Origin of the sequence: Streptomyces sp. NPDC050636, assembly GCF_040654775.1 — a bacterium.
GTDB lineage: Bacteria > Actinomycetota > Actinomycetes > Streptomycetales > Streptomycetaceae > Streptomyces.
This window is the reverse complement of record NZ_JBFAIP010000077.1, coordinates 1-17616: the sequence shown is the minus strand read 5'-3', so window position 1 is coordinate 17616 and position 17616 is coordinate 1. Positions and strand designations below refer to the sequence as shown.

Here is a 17616-nt window from a genome sequence, read left to right as displayed (position 1 = left end):
ACCGTCCTATGAGGACCCGTCGACTGAGGACCCGTCGACCTCCGGCACATCATGCGCGATCCACACGCATGGCTCCCAGTAGCGGCCCCCGCCCGCGCCCCCGCACCCGTGGTCGATCTGGAGAGGGGCAAGTCCCGCGGGAAAGACGTAGCTCCCATCGTCCGGAAACCGCATGCCGGTCCAAGATTCCCATTCTTTGACCGTGCCGGTGATCCGTGACGACTGGGTGACGGAACTCATCACCACGCCGCCGAGATTGACATGCGTTCTGATCCATGGGTCGAAGGGTTTTCCGTCGTCCCGCTGCCACCGCGCGTATCGGTCGATTGGTGTCAGCGGGTACTGGTCCTTCCAGGTAGGGCGAACCGGTACGATCACTTTTCCGACGCCGATCGAAGCGGCCAGTGAGATCATTTCCCGTAGTATGACCTGGGAGAGCCCTTTCCCTTGATGTTGTAGCGGAATTTCGATTCCAAGAGCGCACAACGCGTTCGGGGCAACACCTGCTTCGGCTTCGGCGAAAGCAGTCGTGATGGCTTCGTCGAACCCCTTCCCCAGACCTGTGGCCGTTACATCCCAGGCGCCCGGGATGGTTCGTCCTGCGGCAAGAATCTGGTCCTTCTCCTGATCGTAGAGAATGATCTGAAAGCGAGGGAATTCCGTGAAGTATCGAGACCAGTAGAGGTCGGCGGAGTCACCGTGGATGTTGTATTCAGGCCAGACTCCGTCCAGTGCCTTGGTCAGCCTTTTCCAGAGATCTGGCCGGTCCTGGTAGGTAACGGTGATCATCGCGGCATATCTCCTTCTCGTTCCAGTTCCCAGACGATCGCATAGGGGATTCCTTGCCCCGTGACGGGCTGGCCGTGCGCAGCAAGGCCGTCAGGTAATCGCTCACCGAGTAGAGGCAGTTGTTCCAGCCGTCCTACTCGGAATTCGGTCCCGGGCGACTTGCCTGGCCACCTCCAATATCTCGGCCGACTGGTCCACTCCGATCGTTTGGTAGCCGTACGCCGTCAGGGCAGCCGAGTGGCGCCCCGTTCCACAGGCGGAGTCGACCGCGATGCCGGGCATCGGATCGCCTTAGGCTCGAACGTCGCGGGTACGAGGTCGAGTACTGCGGGGATCTCGACCTGCACCGAGATCCCCGGTTGCTCGACGACTACCGTGTGCTGCTCCGCCGCTACGACCACCGACTGGCCGACCGTGGTGGGCCGGGGGCTCGATCCGACAGCCGATCGGATCACCCGCGACCTTCTGGACCGGCTCGGGTCCGGTCGCGCTGTACCCCGCCGAGGTCGCCGGAGTCCACCAGGCCGGGCAGCTCGCGTAGATCGGCGATCCGCCGCACCGACTCGGGCAAGGGCGGCGGATCGGCTGCCCCTCGCACCGCCGGTTCCGTACGTCGCAGATGAACCGCTCGCATTCCGGCCGCCAAGGGGCCCTCCACGTCGGCATGCCAGCTGTCTCCGACGAACAGCGCCTGTGCCGGCCGCAGCCCGCACTCGGTCAACAGCGTCCGGTAGATCCGCGGATGTGGTTTGCGGGCCCCCGCCCGGGCTGAGCTGATCACGACGTCGAAGGCGTGCGCGAGGCCGACTTCAGCCAGCGCGGCCTCCAGATCCCAGCCCCAGTTCGAGCACACAGCCAGGATCAGGCGCCGACGCCGCAACTCGGCGAGGACCTCGGTCACTTCCTCGTACCGGACCCCGACCGCCCGTTCATGGACCCGGTCCAGGTCGCCCACCAACAACTCGATCTTGTCTTCAGGCACTCCGCAGTCCCTGGCTCTGGTTCGTAGCCGGTCCAGTTCCCAGCGCCGATAGGCGTCCCGGCTGCCCGAATGGTCGGCGTGCTCCTCGCCGTCGGCCGGACCGACCGCCCACTGGTCGCCCCAGGCCGCATGGTGGGCGGCCAGACCATGCCGCGCGAACACGGCGGCATGGGTCTCGGGGTGAACGACCGTGTATGTCAGGGTGCCGAAGAAGTCGAAGATGACAGCGTCGACGGCCGGGGACACGTCTCAGAACCGACCGTAGCGGCGCGGGAAGTAGTCCTCCATCACCCCATCGCGCTCGATGTCGACCGTGGCGCAGTGCAGTCCGCCTCCGAAGGGCGCAACCGCACGGAACGGCACGGGGATCACCTCGAAGTCGTAGCCCGAGAGTTGCTCGGCGAGCCTTACCTCGTCCGCCTCCACGAAGATTGTGTGGGGATCGAGATTGAGCATGTTGACCGCAAGCCACGGGGTGCAGAAGGAGAGCCGCTGCTGGTGCTTCCAGCTGACGGGTGGCACTGCTTCGACGACCTGCCAGTCGTTGATCTCGAAGTACTTGATCAGCTCCGAGTCGGCCGGCCGCTCCCCGTTGTGCAGGACCAGACCCGGCCGTAGTGGGACCCAGGTCGAGTCGATGTGCAGGGGATGTGTGTTGGTGAAGGTCACCATGTGCACCCGATGGTCGGGGAAGTGCCGTCGCAGCCAGTCGTGGCCGCTTCGATTGGTCACCAGCGAAAGTTGTACGAAGAGATCCTTGCCGAAGCGCGCGATGTCGGCCGCGTCGAACAGGGGCTCCGCCTCGGTCAGTACCAGGTCGTTCTGCCGCACCCGCTCCAGCATCTGGGCGGTCGTGATGGAGTTGTAGGTGTTCCAGAAGCCGGGCCTGTAGGAGCGATCGGTCAGCCGCGGCTTCGGGGCGGCCTCCCAGCGCATGGCCGAGTCGGCGTCGAAGAGGGACTGGAGGATCGGCCGATAGCACAGGTACTCGAACCACCGACTGCGGTAGCTCATCGTCGCTTCCAGGATCTCCTGACCGACCGTGATCAGCACATCCCTCGGCGGCATACACCCGAACATCGAGTCCTGTTGCCAGTCCGGAGTGGACACGGCCTGGCTGAAATCGAGGGGTTCCGGGCGGTCGACCCGTACGCCATGACTTTCCAGCAGTCGCGCGAAGTTGTCGAGCTGTTCGTTGGCTTCGGCGGTCATCTCCTCGGGGATCGGCCCATAAGTTCCCAGGGGGAAGCCGTCCTGGGGAAAATCACGCTGAATGGCCGGTTCGGGAGCTTGCACCACTGTCCCGTCGGCCCGGCCAACGATGGTGTGGCGGAGTGGATCCCAGCCGTTCCATGAATTGACACGATGGGTCAATTTACACACCTTTCGTCCGGACGCAGACCATTCTTCGCCCTATGGTGCTCTTGGGGGGATGACGCCGGGAAGAGGCGCGGTGCTGCATACGGGGGGGGCACACGAAGCACGCCGGTATCCATCAAGTAGCGATAAGGGGCGCGGGGTCATCGGGATTCCGGAGTCTGTGCCAGGCGGTAGCCATGCCCTCCAACGGGAGATCCCGTCAACCTGCAACGGGGTGAAAGCGACCCTCGCGCCTCCGTCGGCCACGAGTGAGGCAGTCGCCAGATGGATGCCTGCGGCCGGTTACTCACTGGAAGTAGCGGGCGGATTTGGTCATTGCGAAATGACCCCGCAGAAGTGCGTAGTTGGTGATGGTCGCAGCCAGCGGGCGTTTTTCCTGCTGCAACAGTGGGGGACTCGATGGCGCTATGGGAGGCACTCTGAGAAACGAATGAGGCGGCTGCCATCCGCAGGCCAGTCACGCTTCATCGCCACCGGAAGTCAGGCAGAACCCTACGAGGCCATCCGGGCGTCGGCCCGGTAACCCTCAGCGTTCAGCCCAGCAGGCCGTCGATCTCGGCGAGTTCCGTTTCGTCCAGCGGTGGCACGTCCAGCACCGCAACGTTCCGCTCCAGCTGGGCGACGCTGCTGGCGCCGATGAGGACGGAGGTGATGCGCGGGTCGCGCAGGATCCAGGCGAGTGCGAGCTGGGCGAGGGTGATGCCACGGTTGCCGGCGAGCTTGCCGAGCGCCCGGATGAGCGTCATGCGCTCGTCGGTGAGGGTCTCCGGCGTGAGGAAGTGCCCGACGGCCGCCCGGGAGTCGGCGGGGATGCCGTTCAGGTAGCGGTCGGTGAGCTGGCCCTGGGCGAGCGGCGAGAACGCTACGACACCGGTCCCAGCGGAGGCGGAGGCGGTGATCAGTCCGCTGCGTTCGATTCCGCGGTCGAGCATGCTGTAGCGGTCCTGGTTGACCAGCAGCGGGGTGCCCAGATCGCGCAGCAGCGTGGCGGCGCGCATCATCTGGTCCGGCGGGTAGTTGGACAGGCCGGCGTAGATGGCCTTGCCCTGACGCACGGCGGCGTCGAGGGCGCCGACGGTCTCCTCCAGCGGGGTGTCGGGGTCGAAGCGGTGCGAGTAGAACACGTCGACGTGGTCGAGGCCCGTACGGCCCAGTGACTGGTCGAGGCTGGCCAGCAGGTACTTGCGGGAGCCCCACTCGCCGTAGGGCCCGGGCCACATGTCGTAGCCGGCCTTGGTGGCGATGAACAGCTCATCCCGGTAGGGACGGAAGTCCTGGGCTTAGAGCCGGCCGAAGTTGGCTTCGGCGCTGCCGTAGGGCGGGCCGTAGTTGTTGGCCAGGTCGAGATAGGTGATGCCGAGATCGAAGGCACGGCGCAGCACGGCGCGCTGCGTCTCCAGTGGCGTCGTGTCGCCGAAGTTGTGCCATAGGCCCAGCGAGACCTTGGGCAGCAGCACACCGCTGCGGCCACAGCGTGCGTAGTGCATGCCGTCATAGCGGTCGGGGGCGGCGTGGTAGAACTCGGGCTTCATAGCGCGTCTCTCCTGTCGGGGACGTGCGGCGCGGCGGTTCTGCCCGGAAATTCTCACGGTCGGGCGTCCCTCGGTCAATCCGTTCGTGGCAAGACCCTTAGCATCGAGGTCAGCCAAGGAACAGAGCGTTCATCTGTGTCCCAACTATGAATCGGCGTAGCAGTTCTGACGATGGGAAACCGCCCTCGTGAACTGAACGCCCTGTTGGAATCGGTCGCCGCCCAGCACACTCCGGCCGCCAGAATCGTGGTTGTCGCGAACGGCACACCGCTCCCTCCCCTACCCGAGAAGGTCACAGGTGTGGCGCTGGCCGAGAACGAGGGCGTCGCGGGTGGCCGGAATGCGGCACTGGCCCGGCTCCGGGAGTTCGGCGACGTGGACCTGGTGATCGACCTGGACGACGACGGACTGCTGATCAGCCAGGATGTATTCGACCGGGTGGTCGAACTGTACAAGAACGAACCGCAGTTGGGGATCGTGAGCTTTCGTATCGCCGACGAACGTGGCCGCACCCAGCGCAGGCTATCCCCTGCGCGCCTCGGACCCGATGCGCCGCGGATATGTCACGACCTTCCTCGGGGGCGGACACGCGCTGTCCATGGCGATGCTGCAGCGATGAGCCGCTGCCGCAGGTTGGCATCTGCGTCTCCCACGTCCCTATCGAAGGGTGAGTGCGTGACCGAGCACAGCACGTCCACGGCGCAGGGGTCCGAGCGCCCCGTACGGGTCAACTCCTGGAACGGCTGGGACCCGCTGCGGCATGTCATCCTCGGCCGGGCCGAAGGCACCGTGGTCCAGGCGCCCGAGCCCGCGGTGCGCCGTGACTACCCCGACGACGGCTTTCCCCTGGGCGCGTACGGACCGATGCCGCCCGAGAAGGTGGCCGAGGCCGAGGAGCAGCTCGACAACTTCGCGGCGATGCTGGAGCGCCGGGGCATCCGGGTGGACCGCCCCGCCCGGTCGACTTACCAGCAGGTCTCCACACCCGAGTGGGCGCAGGACTCGATGTTCGGCTGCATGCCGCCCCGGGATGTGCTGCTGACCGTCGGCAACGAGATACTCGAAGCGACCATGTCGTACCGCAGCCGCTGGTTCGAGCACCTCTGCTACCGGCCGGTGCTGCAACGGCTCTTCGACGGCGACGAGAACATGTGCTGGGAGGCCGCGCCCAAGCCCCGGCTGACGGACGCCTCCTACAAGCCCGGCTTCTGGGACGTGTTCAACAAGCTGACGACGGAGGAACAGCTCGCCCGGTGAATGGGGGGCTGGCCGAGATGGCGGTCAGCTCCGCCCGGGCAGGGGCGCGCAAGCCACGCCCCCTGCCCTACCGGGCGGTGCTGGACTGGTGCGGTCTGCGGGCGGATGAGGTCGTGTTCGTCGGTGACGTCTGGGCGCCGGACGTGGTGGGTCCGCCGGCGGCGGGGATGCGGGCCGTGCATCTGTGGCGGCCGGACCGCGCGGTCACCGGTGTCGCGCCGCCCCTTCCCCCGGGTGCTGCGAGGATCGCGGGGCTGCGGGAGCTCATGGGGCTGCTGGGGTGCCGCACGTCCTCGTGAGCGGGTTTGCTTTTCCCTGGTGCCGGGGTAGTGCGGCGACCGGCAGAGAAAACCGGACCGCTGATCGGAGAGGGGTATTGGTATGAGCCGTGCATACCGGGGGCGAGAGCTGGTTCTGGGAATTCAGGGCCTGGCCCTGCTGCGCAACGCCGTCGACGGGGACGAGAAGTTCCTGCGGGATCGCATGGACGACATCCGCCGATTCGCTGCTGTCGAGGAACCCCCGCGGAACAGCGGCTCGGTCCGTGAGCTCGATGCCGCCGAGGGCTATGCGGCCTGGTCCGCGATCTACGACTCCGTCCCCAATTCGTTCATCGAGGTGGAGGAGCCGGTGGTCCATTCCCTCCTGGACCCTCTCCCGCCAGGCACCGCGCTGGACGCCGCCTGCGGCACCGGCCGGCAGACACGGGCGCTCCTCGCGCGCGGCCATCGCACCATCGGGGTGGACCAGTCACCGCAGATGCTGGAGAAGGCCCGGGGCCACGCTTCCGGTGCCGACTACCGCGTCGGGCGCCTGGAGAGCCTGCCCCTCGAGGACGACTCGGTCGACCTCGCCGTCTGCTCCATGGCGTTGACGCATCTTCCGGACCCGGGCACGGGGATCGCCGAACTGGTCCGTGTGGTACGGCCGGGCGGGCGGATCATCCTCTCCGACCTGCATCCCTTCGTCGTCTCACTCCAGGGGCAGTGCCTGTTCGCCGAGGGGCCCGGCCGCCTGGCGTTCGTCCGCAACCATGTCCATCTGCCCAGCCGCTATCTGGCGGCCTTCCGGCAGGGGAGGCTGACCGTGAACGGCTGTCACGAGCCCCTCTTCAACGGGCGGCTCTCACCGGGCGGTTACGAGGAGTCCGTCGCGGACGCGGCCCGCGCCGCCTGGGACGGCCTGCCGCTGATGATCGTCTGGGGCCTGACTGTTCCTGCCTGAATCCGCCCCCGCACAGAGAGGAGTCCGGCCCGATGCCCCCGGTGGTGGTACGTCACTCGGAACGAGCGGAGCTGTGGGACCGCATCCCCGAACAGTTCGCCGGGTCGTACCGGAGTACAACCTGCACGGAGACATCAACTGCGGCTACTGGACCCGCCTCTTCGAGGACTTTCCGGCATACCAGTTCGTCCTGTACGACGACGCGCACGACGAGATCCTCGGCGCGGGCCGGCCCCTCCCCCGTACCTGGGGCGGCACCGCCCAGGGGCTGGGTCCCGGCCTGGACGACTCCATCGCGCGCGCCTTCGCGGACCAGGAAGCGGGGCGGTCCCCGGACGCCCTGTGTGCCCTGGGGATCGAGGTCGCGGCGGCCCATCAGAGCAAGGGGCTGTCGAAGGTGCTGCTGGACCAGATGACGGCGACGGCGCGCTCCGCCGGGCTCGGCACGGTCCTCGTACCGGTGCGGCCCACGTGGAAGGAGCGCTATCCGCTCGCCCCGATCGAACGCTACGCCGCCTGGACCCGCGACGACGGTTCCTCCTTCGACCCCTGGGTCCGCACGCAGGTGCAGGCCGGGGCGGCGTCGCCGCCGCCTCGGACCGGTCGTCGCGGATCACCGATACGGTCGGCGAGTGGGAGCGCTGGACGGGCATGGCCTTCCCGGACGACGGCGAGTACGTCTTCCCGGGCGGACTGGCGCCCGTGACCATCGACCGTGCACGCGACCGCGGCACGTACTGGGAGCCGGCCGTGTGGATCACGCATCCGGCCGACGGTTCCTCAGCCGGTCCAGGACGTTCCGGGTGATCCGGTCGACGGCGGGATCGAGGCCCAGGCCCACCGCCCTCGGCCAGTCGGTCGTCGCCGCCGTGAACACCGTGCCGCCTGCGGTGTGGACTCCCATGGTGGCCGCGCGCGGGCTGGTGATCCGTTCTTCGCGCGGCTCGTGGCCCCAGTGCCCCGGCCGGAGGGTGTGTGGCTCACGGTTCGGCGGGTGGAGGAGGGCGATGCCCAGGATGAGGAAGGAATCCGGAGTGCCGTCCATGCCGTGTGCGTGCGCGACGCCGTGCTCGTCATAGGTGAAGGCGGCGCCGTCGCATTCGTACCCGATCAGTGGCACTCCGGCGCCGAACACATCGAGAGTGCCACCGCCGGTGCCGTCCGCCAGCCCCGTGCCCTCGTACACCCAGTGATCGGCGTGCTGAACGGTGAACCCTGGGCAGGGACGGTCGCCGGGCCAGTCGCCCGGCCATACACCGCCGTTGCGGAAACTGACCCCGGTCAGGCTGTTCTCCGGCGCTCCGATGCCACCGGGCGCGGGCCGCCACCACAGGTCCGCGGCGGTCGGATGTGGAGGGGCGCCGTTCATCTCGTGGTCGGTGTCCGAGACGAACGCGGTGCCACCGTTGGTCGGATGGACCCGCCATCAGCAGGTGTTGGCACTGAGGAAGGCTACATTGCCACCGCTTCGGACAAAGGTCTCTACGTGCGTGCGCATGGCCTGTGACCAGTACTCGTCGTGCCCCACACTGAGCAGCAGGTCGTAGTCGTGGAGCAGCTCGGGATTCTCATGGAGGTCGAGATCGCCGCAGTACTCGACGTCGTACCCGTTCCGTTCCAGCCAGCCGATGAAAGGCGCGTCCCAGTAGCCGAGGTCGTTGATGCCGCCCGGCCGGCGCATGCTGACCTTGTGGTGAACGAGCCTGTGCCGCACCGGCGTTGCGGAGCAGCCCCGGAGCTCTGGCCTCGGCGGCGGCCCGCACCACACGGACCCGGCGGTCGGCGTCCAGGTCCTCTGCCACGGTCACCGGGATGTCGCCGGCGGTGGCCACCACCACTTCGCACGGCACGTCCTGAGCCAGCCAGGCCGTCGTCACGGTCAGCAGACTGTCTCGTGCCCGGTGTTCCCCGTACAGCGGAAGGACGACACTCACCTCGGGCAAAGCTCAGTCTCCGTTCCGCATCCGTCGGGCATGGTCAAGGAGACGACGCTGGGGCTGGAACGGTCTTTACCCTCGGGAACAACTGGTCAAAAGAAACACCCGGGTTTGGCTCGTTCTCTCCCCTTCGCTCTGTCCGATCGTGAGGGACTCTGCGAGCATCCGTTTCCGTGCCTCGGCCGTGGCCCGGCCGTGACTGCGGAAGGATGGCGACAGATGACAGACGTCCGCATCAGCTCGGCCGTCATGACCCATCCGCGCAGACTGCCCCGTGCCCGTGCTGGGCCTGGACTCAGCGGTTGTCGACCCGGACCCCGACGGGCCGCCCTCGGCCTTGCGCACGGCACTCGCCGCATGGGCGGCGGTGACTCCCGGAGCGACGCACCATCTGGTGCTCCAGGACGATGTGGCGGCTCCGGCCTCCCTGCACGACCTGGTCCGGCGCTCCGTGCAGCGCCATCCGGACGACGCCCTCGCCTTCTATGCCGCTTGGAACACGCGGAACGGAGCAGCCGTACGGCTCGCCGCCCTGGTGGGCGCCGGCTGGGTCCGCGGCGTGCCCGAGGAGTTCACCCCCACCCAGGCCGTCTGCCTGCCCGTCGCCACGGCCGAGGAGTTCCGCCGGTACGCCCGCGGGAGTGCCGACCGGCACGACGACGAGGTGCTGTCGGCGTATCTGCGGCGCACCGGCCGGATGAGCCTGACCGCCGTACCGAATCCCGTGGAACACATCGATACGGGCAGCATCTGCGGCTTCGACTGGGATGGCGTGCGTCGCTCGGCGTGTCCCCTGCAGGAGCCGGGTATCGCGTCGGCTCTGGAGACGGGCTGGGTACTGGAGCCGCCCGGCTGCTTGCCGTACATGCGCCAGGGAGAGGGCCACGCACGGGTGGAGGGGCCGGAGGGTGTCATCGGTACACGCGGCCACGCCCGGTGGACGGCGGCCCTGCCCTACCTGGGGTGTTCCGAGGAGCAAGTGAACCGGCTGGTACGCGACCTCCGGCCCGCGGATGTCGCCGTCGAGGTGGGCCGGACCTTCGGCCACCACTTCGCCGACGAGCTGTGGATCCACTGCCTACTGCTCGGACGTCAGGCGGCACGGCACAGCCGCGGCTCGCCGGTGCAGCCGCTCCCCGCAGCGGACCAGCTCCTGGATCGGCGGATCCGGGACGCCGCGGTGGGCACGCTGGGGGGCTCCGGCTTGCTGCCCGAGGCCCGGCAGTCGGTCCGCCCCGACCAGGCCGAGTTGCTCGACACCTATGTCCGAAGCGGCCTCAGGTGCGGCCGCGCCTGGACCGACGAGGCGTCACATCCGGTGCCAAAGCTGGGAGGCGAAGCGCACGATGCCTGACGTGAGCGTGATCATCCCGCTCTACGGCGATCACCACGGCCGGCGGTTCCTGCCGGCGGTCACCGCGGCCTGGCTGGCTCAGGACGTGCCGTGCGAAGTGGTGGTGGCCACCGCCGGCGACATCCCGGTGACCGTGGCGGAGAGCCTCGACGCCGACCGCCGGGTCCGTGTGGTGCGGGCCGCCGCCGAGGCCAGAGCTCCGGGGCTGCTCCGCAACGCCGGTGCGGCACAGGCCCATTCACCACTGCTGTACCTGTCCGACGCCGATCTCGCACCGCTCGGGCGCGACTATCTGACCCGGGCACTCGCACTCGCCCGCGGACGGGTGCTCGGACAACCGTGGATGCACCGGCTGCTCGGCGGACCGCAGGCGCTGGCCGGTCAGCCGGCGGTGGACCAGGTGGTGGACCCGACGGCCGCCCCGGTCATGGCCGGTGAAAGTCCGTTCTGCTTCGTCCGGCCCGGACCCGACGGCTGCCTGCGCCCGTACCCGGACGAGCGGATCCACTGGCAGCCGCCCGGTGACAGTGCGCTGGGGATCGTCACCCCGGACATCTGGCCGCCCACCGCTGCCATCGATCCGGCGCTCAACGAGCACTACCAGTGGCGGACTCCGTTCCACTGGGGCAGCCTGCTGCTGGCGCGCACGCTCTTCCTGGAGGTGGGCGGCTACTGCGAGGCGTACTACGGCTGGGGCGCGGAGGACGACGACCTGCTGGTGAAGGTGTCCTCCGTCACCCCGACCGTCCGGGCCTGGCAGCTGGACCGCTCCCTGAGCTGCCTGCATTTCGAACACCCGGCCCGGTACTTCGGAACCTCGGAGCAGTTGGCGAACCACGCCTTGCACACCGCACGGCTCGCCGCGGGATCCGCCGCGATGATCGCGCAGGATCGCGCGGCCGCCGACGGTGTTCCGTGGCCCCTCAGTCCGGGTGAGCCATCATCCGCCTGACGATGCCGGCTGTGGCGGCCAGCCGCACGGCCTTGTCGGGCGGCCACAAACAGTTCAGCTGGAACAGGGCGTAGTAGGCGACCGCATGCCGCCACCAGGACCGGCCGGAGATCCGCAGCGCACGCTCGGTGAGCCTGCCGACCGTATCCGGGGCGGGCAGCCAACCACCGAGCCGGTGCAAACGCTCGAAGTGGAAGGCGAGCGAGACAAGATCGACGGAGCGGTCACCAGCCGTGAGCTGGTCCAGGTCGACGATTCCGGTCAGCCGGTCCCCGTCCACGAGAATGTTGGAGAAGCCGAGATCGAAGTGCACCAGGTCGTGCCGGGGTCCGGGCGGTGGCACCGCCCGGACCCACACGCCCAGTCCGGTGTAGAGCTCGTCGATCTCCTCTCCGCTGTGCCGCGCGGCCCGCCACCAGCCCCGGCTGTCGTGGCGGACCACGCCGGTCAGCAAGGCCGCCCCGTCCCGGCCGGGGGCCGGAGCCGTCCCGGACGCGGCTCCGGCCTGGATCTCGACGGCGGCCAGCACCTCCTCCAGCAGGGACGACGTCAGCCCGTGCCAGGCGGGATTGCCGGACAGCTGCTCCTGGACGACCACATACCCTCCCCCGGCTACGGCTGGGAGGTGCCCCCACGGCACAGGGCCGTGTGCGATCGTCCGCGCGGTTGGGTAACCGCGGCGGCGCAGCGTCTCGGCGTAGTCCAGCGCAGGAGGCAGGGGGCCCTCGTCCGCGCCGAACCACTTGAGCATCACCGGCTCCGCGTCCAGCGTCGAGGCGAAGAAGGTCCGGCCCTGGCCATCGGGTGTGGCGGAGAACCGCGTCAGGCGCAGGCCGAGCACATCGCCGAGGCGCTCGGCCTGCGAGAGTGTAATCAACGGCTTCTCCTTGTCAGGACCTAGGAGATATCAGGACTCCTATCAGGACCTCTCAGGATCTGTCAGGACCTGGCCACCACATACGGTGGCATGATCAGCTGGTCGATGTCCTGCGACGCGGTCAGCAGCCCAACGGCCTGATCGGGATTCAGCACCATGGGTTCCCCCTTGGTGTTGAGCGAGGTGTTGATGACCGCGGGCAGCCCCGCCTCGTCCCCCACCGCCGCGAGCAGCGCACCGAAGCCGTTGTCGTCGTCCGGTACGTACTGCCCTCGGGTGGTGCGGTCCACATGCACGCCGGCGACCGCCTGCGGAGCCTCCGCATCGCCAACTGTGTGCATGCAGAGCATGTAGTCGCTGAGGCCGTTCACCGGCGGCTCCATGCCGAGGCGGCGGAAGCCGTCCGCTGTGAGCGAGAGCGCGGCGGGACGCCACGCCTCACGGCCCTTGACCCTGTTCAGCCGGTCCAGCGCGGACCTCTCCCTGGGCGACGCCAGGAGGCTGCGCGCGCCCAGCGCCCGCGGCCCGAACTCGCTGCGGCCGTCGAACCAGGCCACGACCTCGCCACGGCTCAGGGACTCCGCCGTGTGCTTGCGCAGTTGCTCAGGGTCCAACGCGCGGGCCGTGACGCCCTGCCGGGCCAACGACTCCTCGATCACCCGGGTGGAGACCGGCGGCCCGAAGAAGATCGGCGGTGGCTCGTCGGCGGACAGCGGCCGAGGCGCCTTGCCGAGCAGCGCCTCGGCGAGCATTGCCGCGCCGAACACCGTCCCGCCATCGTTGGGCGCGACGGTGCCGGAGACCTGCGCGTAGCCGCTTTCCAGGGCGATCCGCCGGTTCATATGGGCGTTCAGTGCGACGCCACCCGAGAGCAGCAGGGTGTCCTCGCCGGAGAGCCGGCGGAGCCGCTGGGTGATCGCCAGGCCCAGCTCTTCCACAGTGGCCTGCACATCGGCGGCGAACGGGGCGTAGTCGAAGGCGTTCGCCGAAGAAGGGGTGAACGGGAAGACGCTGGTCTCATATGTCTCCAGCCACTGACTGCCCAGCCGGTTCCAGTCGCGTGCGGTGGTCAGCGAGCCACGCAGCCGCCCGTCGAGCCGGAAGGACGCGTCCTGGGGGTCGAACGTCATGAAGCGCAGGTCACTGGTGCGCCCGTAGGAACTGAGGCCCATCAGCTTGCCCGCACCCCACCAGCCGAGCCGGGCGTATGCCGAGGCGGCGCCGTACATCATCCCTAACGACCAGCACTTGTCGTAGCGTTCCAGCAGGCGGAAGCGGCCGTTGTCGACGTGGAACAGCGACGTCGACCCGTCACCTCCCCACCCGTCGGCGACCAGCACGTCCGCCGTCGGGTACGGGTTCAGGTAGTACGCCTGTGCCGCGTGGCACAGGTGGTGGTCGAAGAAGATGATGTCCTGCGTGCCGAGCTTGTCGGCCAGGGTCGGCAGAATGGTGGCGGTTAACCGGTCGCTGACGTGCACCCCGCAGGGGATGTCGGTCTCCGGCATCAGCGCGCCCTCGGGCGCGTCCGCCCACGCGTAGCCGATGGCGTCGACCTCGGACGGGTGCACCCCGTGGGCGTCGAGCAGGGCCCGTACGGCGTCCTCCGGGCCCTCACCCCGGGCATGCCGGCGTCGGCTGACGCGCTCCTGCTCCAGCGCGCCGACCACCTTGCCGTCGATCACGAGACACGCTGCCGCATCGTGGCACTGCGGGACGTCGGGCCGCCCTACGAGGCCGAGAACGATCATGGCACCTCCAAGAAATCCGTTGAGTATGACGGCTGGTGCGGGATGGAGCGGATGGAGACGAGGTCAGTCCGTGAGTCCGTTCACGGTCCTCCAACCGGGAGATGAAGTCGGCGTGGTGCGGGATGTAGGTCGGGGTGAGGGATACTCCGGGCCGGAAGCCGCGGATCACCATCGACGCGATCTCCCGGAACATGGACGGCGTCGTTGCACTGAAGGTGATCCGGCACAAGTCCCTTGCTGCGTGCGCGGCGAAGGAGCTCACCGTCCCGGAGTAGCCGTTGCCCACTGTTCGCATCGCTTCCCGGATGGACGTGGTCACTCAGGCTCCTTGATCGTCGGATGGTTCCGAGCGCATCTGCCGGTGCCTCGCTGGGTCAACTCACCGCATCACTGCCAGTGTTGGAGCCGTGCCGCAATGTTGTCTCCCACGGGTGGCTCAGGGTAAAACATGGCGTCGCCGCCCTTGCGGCCGAGCAGACCGGTGAAGAGGACCAGCCCGCTCTCGTCTGCCCCTCGCACCTCCTCGCACCGCTCTTTCCCGGCTTCTCCTTGCTCCGGCGCCACCACGTCCACCGCCCTCATCCGGGGCCTGGACCGCCTGGCGGCCACCCGCCTCTCGTTCTTCCTGGGTATCCCCGGCACTGACCGGTGCTGGGCTTCCGAACCGAGGGAGGCCATCGGCGCAACAGACACCGTGCGCGAGAGGTGTGTTCGAGACCCATACCCCACGGATCACGCCACTCATCGCCGAATCGGCGCCGGCGCTGCCGTAAGGCGGCCGCGGTCGAACTGAGCCAGGACTTCCCGGCAGCCCCACTGGATTGGCCGGTCAAGAACCGAACCTTGGCCGAAGTCCTCGACCGCGCGAATCGGTCGAGGACTTCGCCACGTGGTGATGGCTGCCCCTCCCGCGCAGGATCGCAGCCGACTCGGTCCCTTTGTGGACGGCTCCAGGCTTCCATGGGAGAGCGCCGCAGCCGTTCCCCAAGATCAAAACCTGCAACTGGTCAGCAGCCACGTGGCGTTACGTGCCGTTCCCTTGTCCAGTTCGCCATGTGGCCCCGGCTGCTGGCTTGGCGTCGACCCGTCGTCGGCATGTGAATCATGCCGAGGACGGTCGAAGGCTAGGAGCCCCGCGGGGGCGGGGAGCAGCCGCGACCGAAGGGAAGCGGCGCCGTCCATAGAGCGGCTGGTCATGGGTGAGCTCCACACCCCCGCGGGGCAGCGGCCTGTGGTTCGCGCGGCGCGTCGGGCCGACCTTGCTGTCGGCCCGTCGGTCTGCGTGCAAGGGCCTGCTGGGCCACACCACGGGGAGCGTTTCCCCGCCATGATGACGGGCGTTCCGTGCGCTCTCTCAAGCGCTCAACTGACCTGCAAATACCGAATTTCCATCAAGGCATGGGCTGGGCATGGTACTCCGCCAGCTGATGGCCGAAGGTGGCTCCCTAAGGCCACGGCTTTTGAGCGGCATGTTTGGATGTGTCGGTGATTGTTAACGCACAGGAAACATCCGAGCCGCGGACGTACGTGGACCGCATTCTGGAGCACTGGTACAAGGACGAGGACGCCGAGGCGCTCGTCCAGGGGGCGCAGCGGCTGACTAGGGGGGAGGCTCGGCGGCGGCTGTTCAGGTTGGGGCATGCGCTGCGCGGGCAGGGGCTCGCGCCCGGCGATGGAGTGGGGCTGTTCCTGGCCAACCGCGTGGACTCCGTCCTGGTGCAGCTCGCCGTCCATCTCATCGGCTGCCGCGTCGTGTTCCTGCCGCCCGAGCCGGGGCCCGGCGAGCTCGCCGCGCTGGTCGAGCAGTCCCGGGCGCGCGCCGTGGTCACCGACCCGCTCTTCGCGCAACGGGCCGCCGACGCGGCCGGCCGCAGCGTCCACGCCCCCGTACTGCTCAGCCTCGGGCCCTGTGAGCAGCGGTGCCCGGACCTACTGGCGCTGGCGGCCGAGTGCCCGGCCGTGCGACCCGACGGCGTGCCAGCCCCGGGAGCGGATGAAGCCGTCACCGTCCTCTACACCGGTGGAACCCTGGGCCGCCCCAAGCTGGCCGCGCACAGCCACCGGCTTTACAACGTGCTGGTGGACCTGGTGGAAGACGCCCCGCAGGACTCCGGCTCCGCGTTCTTCCCGACCATGAACCCAGGCACGGACAGGGTGCTCGCCGCCACGCTGCTCACGCACGGCAGCGGCCACCTCACATCGCTTCAGGCTCTGGTGACGGGATCCGTCCTCGTCGTGCTGCCCGAGTTCGAAGCGGGCGCGGCGCTGACGGTACTGCGCGAGGAGCGGATCACCGCCACCATGTTCGTACCACCCATGCTGTACGCGGTTCTCGACCACCCGGAGTGCGAGCCGGGCGCCCTGCCCGCGCTGCGGCGGATCGTCGTCGGCGGCGCGGCCACGTCGCCCAGTCGGCTGCAGCAGGCGGTCGAGGTGTTCGGGCCCGTGCTCAGCCAGGGCTACGGGCAGTCGGAGGCGCTCGGTATCACCGCGTTCGGTGCGGACGACCTCGCCTCGGAGGCAGCCCGGCGGCCCGACCTCTGGCGCAGCTGCGGTCGCGCGATATCCGACGTCGAGATCGAGATCCGTGCCGAAGACAGCACGGAGGCGCTGCCCATCCGCCAGGTCGGTGAGGTGTGCGTCCGCGGCGAGACGGTGATGCTCGGCTACTACGAGGACCCGGAGCGCACCGCGGCGGCGCTGCACGACGGCTGGCTGCGCACCGGGGACATGGGCTATCTCGACGGCGAGGGGTACCTCTATCTCGTCGACCGGGCCAAGGACATCATCGTCACCGGCCGCACCAGCGACAACGTCTACTCCCGGGTCCTGGAGGATTTCCTGCTCACGCTGCCCGGTGTGCGCAACGCGGCGGCGCTGGGTGTGCCGGACGACGAGTACGGGGAGGCCGTACACATCTTCCTGGCCACGGCCGAGGGCGGCGCTGACGTCGACCCGGAGGCGGTCGGCGCTGCGGTGACCGCCGAGTTGGGAGAGTTGTACACGCCCCGGAAGACGGTGCTGCTGGACCAGCTGCCGACGACCAAGGTCGGCAAGGTGGACAAGAAAGCGCTGCGCGCCGCGTGGACGAGCGGGGCCTTGGCCACGCCGTAGGCTCCGTTGTTGTGGATCACCCCGGCCGATGCGCGGTCAAGTGCGGCGAGAAGACAGGGGCTTTGTGGCGCACCTCGTCCGGCCGCCCTTTCCCCTGTGAAAGGGCGGAAGTGCGGCGCCGCTGTCCTCTGGGTGCCCTGTCGGGAGGCCACAGGGGCTACGTCCGAGCTGGAGCTTCCCGGCCTCGATCTCGTCACCGAGGGCGTCGGGTAGGAGGCGGCCGGAGCCTGGGTGCGGGGCTGCGTGGTAGGCGGCGTGGAGGTGTTCGGCGGGCGCCCGCCAGCAGGGCCATCGAAGTCCTCAGCCAGGTGGGGCAGGGGATCGGTCGGCATGGGAGTGGCCTTTCGCTTGAGCGCGGTAGTGCTGGGGGCGCTAGGTGTGTTGTCCGGACAGGTTGGTGACGCGGCTGGCTGGCGTGAGGCCGTGGATGCCGGTGTGGGGTCGGTGGTAGTTGTACCAGTGCAGCC

General features: G+C 68.6%; 14 protein-coding genes and 4 pseudogenes. 10 read left to right on the top strand and 8 right to left on the bottom strand.

The features are described from left to right. Positions 1 to 6: 6 nt before the first annotated feature. The 5 genes and pseudogenes from AB0I10_RS32245 to AB0I10_RS32225 all read right to left on the bottom strand — a co-directional run bounded on the left by AB0I10_RS32245 (position 7) and on the right by AB0I10_RS32225 (position 4638). Entirely contained in the window at positions 7 to 789 is a 783-nt protein-coding gene (locus tag AB0I10_RS32245) for an N-acetyltransferase (RefSeq protein WP_363156216.1), read from the bottom strand. A 102-nt stretch (positions 790 to 891) separates the two neighbouring features. Beyond that, positions 892 to 1071, bottom strand: a complete 180-nt coding sequence (locus tag AB0I10_RS32240) for a methyltransferase domain-containing protein (protein ID WP_363156215.1) — start codon at positions 1069 to 1071, stop codon at positions 892 to 894. 169 nt (positions 1072 to 1240) lie between these two features. Beyond that, positions 1241 to 2017: an HAD family hydrolase gene (locus AB0I10_RS32235; protein ID WP_363156214.1), complete on the bottom strand. Its 777-nt coding sequence runs from the start codon at positions 2015 to 2017 to the stop codon at positions 1241 to 1243. Positions 2018 to 2020: 3 nt separating this feature from the next. Beyond that, positions 2021 to 2983, bottom strand: coding sequence for a serine/threonine protein kinase (locus tag AB0I10_RS32230; RefSeq protein WP_363156213.1), 963 nt, complete (start codon positions 2981 to 2983; stop codon positions 2021 to 2023). Positions 2984 to 3684: 701 nt separating this feature from the next. Beyond that, a pseudogene (locus AB0I10_RS32225) lies at positions 3685 to 4638 on the bottom strand (aldo/keto reductase). 216 nt (positions 4639 to 4854) lie between these two features. Between AB0I10_RS32225 and AB0I10_RS32220 the strand changes: the two are divergent. From AB0I10_RS32220 to AB0I10_RS32200, 5 genes and pseudogenes are all read left to right on the top strand, one after another. Further along, a pseudogene (locus tag AB0I10_RS32220) lies at positions 4855 to 5296 on the top strand (glycosyltransferase); the annotation flags it as partial. Between the two features lie 62 nt (positions 5297 to 5358). Beyond that, a complete protein-coding gene (locus AB0I10_RS32215) occupies positions 5359 to 5940 on the top strand; it encodes a hypothetical protein (RefSeq protein WP_363156212.1) in 582 nt (193 codons plus the stop codon). Then, a complete protein-coding gene (locus AB0I10_RS32210; RefSeq protein ID WP_363156211.1) occupies positions 5937 to 6239 on the top strand; it encodes an HAD hydrolase-like protein in 303 nt (100 codons plus the stop codon). Before AB0I10_RS32215 ends, AB0I10_RS32210 begins: the two co-directional genes overlap by 4 nt. A gap of 82 nt (positions 6240 to 6321) precedes the next feature. Then, on the top strand, positions 6322 to 7164 hold the full coding sequence (locus AB0I10_RS32205; RefSeq protein ID WP_363156210.1) for a class I SAM-dependent methyltransferase: 843 nt from the start codon (positions 6322 to 6324) through the stop codon (positions 7162 to 7164). 73 nt (positions 7165 to 7237) lie between these two features. Beyond that, entirely contained in the window at positions 7238 to 7870 is a 633-nt protein-coding gene (locus AB0I10_RS32200) for an N-acetyltransferase (RefSeq protein WP_363156209.1), read from the top strand. Positions 7871 to 7921: 51 nt separating this feature from the next. On the opposite strand, the pseudogene AB0I10_RS32195 reads toward AB0I10_RS32200, so the two are convergent. After that, a pseudogene (locus AB0I10_RS32195) lies at positions 7922 to 8878 on the bottom strand (N,N-dimethylformamidase beta subunit family domain-containing protein). Between the two features lie 497 nt (positions 8879 to 9375). Between AB0I10_RS32195 and AB0I10_RS32190 the strand changes: the two are divergent. Together AB0I10_RS32190 and AB0I10_RS32185 are read left to right on the top strand one after the other, a co-directional pair. Further along, positions 9376 to 10455: a hypothetical protein gene (locus AB0I10_RS32190; RefSeq protein WP_363156208.1), complete on the top strand. Its 1080-nt coding sequence runs from the start codon at positions 9376 to 9378 to the stop codon at positions 10453 to 10455. A gap of 1 nt (position 10456) precedes the next feature. Further along, positions 10457 to 11407 carry a galactosyltransferase-related protein gene (locus tag AB0I10_RS32185; RefSeq protein ID WP_363156207.1) on the top strand — a complete coding sequence of 317 codons (951 nt, stop codon included), beginning with the start codon at positions 10457 to 10459 and terminating at the stop codon, positions 11405 to 11407. On the opposite strand, the gene AB0I10_RS32180 is transcribed toward AB0I10_RS32185, so the two are convergent. Beyond that, positions 11379 to 12284: a phosphotransferase gene (locus AB0I10_RS32180; RefSeq protein ID WP_363156206.1), complete on the bottom strand. Its 906-nt coding sequence runs from the start codon at positions 12282 to 12284 to the stop codon at positions 11379 to 11381. The two genes, AB0I10_RS32185 and AB0I10_RS32180, sit on opposite strands and share 29 nt — an antisense overlap. Positions 12285 to 12346: 62 nt before the next feature. Continuing rightward, positions 12347 to 14035, bottom strand: coding sequence for a carbamoyltransferase C-terminal domain-containing protein (locus tag AB0I10_RS32175; RefSeq protein WP_363156205.1), 1689 nt, complete (start codon positions 14033 to 14035; stop codon positions 12347 to 12349). 134 nt (positions 14036 to 14169) lie between these two features. Between AB0I10_RS32175 and AB0I10_RS32170 the strand changes: the two genes are divergently transcribed. The 3 genes and pseudogenes from AB0I10_RS32170 to AB0I10_RS32160 all read left to right on the top strand — a co-directional run bounded on the left by AB0I10_RS32170 (position 14170) and on the right by AB0I10_RS32160 (position 17149). Beyond that, on the top strand, positions 14170 to 14310 hold the full coding sequence (locus AB0I10_RS32170) for a hypothetical protein (RefSeq protein ID WP_363156204.1): 141 nt from the start codon (positions 14170 to 14172) through the stop codon (positions 14308 to 14310). A 226-nt stretch (positions 14311 to 14536) separates the two neighbouring features. Next, a pseudogene (locus tag AB0I10_RS32165) lies at positions 14537 to 14672 on the top strand (undecaprenyl-diphosphate phosphatase); the annotation flags it as partial. Between the two features lie 848 nt (positions 14673 to 15520). After that, the gene (locus tag AB0I10_RS32160; protein WP_363156203.1) at positions 15521 to 17149 is read left to right on the top strand and encodes an AMP-binding protein; all 1629 of its coding nucleotides are present in this window, start codon (positions 15521 to 15523) and stop codon (positions 17147 to 17149) included. The last annotated feature ends 467 nt before the right edge of the window (positions 17150 to 17616 follow it).

Bases quoted from the DNA above. Each gene is read 5' to 3' on its own strand.
- AB0I10_RS32240 (WP_363156215.1), bottom strand. From the start codon at position 1,071: ATGCCCGGCATCGCGGTCGACTCCGCCTGTGGAACGGGGCGCCACTCG.
- AB0I10_RS32175 (WP_363156205.1), bottom strand. From the start codon at position 14,035: ATGATCGTTCTCGGCCTCGTAGGGCGGCCCGACGTCCCGCAGTGCCAC.
- AB0I10_RS32230 (WP_363156213.1), bottom strand. From the start codon at position 2,983: ATGACCGCCGAAGCCAACGAACAGCTCGACAACTTCGCGCGACTGCTG.
- AB0I10_RS32245 (WP_363156216.1), bottom strand. From the start codon at position 789: ATGATCACCGTTACCTACCAGGACCGGCCAGATCTCTGGAAAAGGCTG.
- AB0I10_RS32205 (WP_363156210.1), top strand. From the start codon at position 6,322: ATGAGCCGTGCATACCGGGGGCGAGAGCTGGTTCTGGGAATTCAGGGC.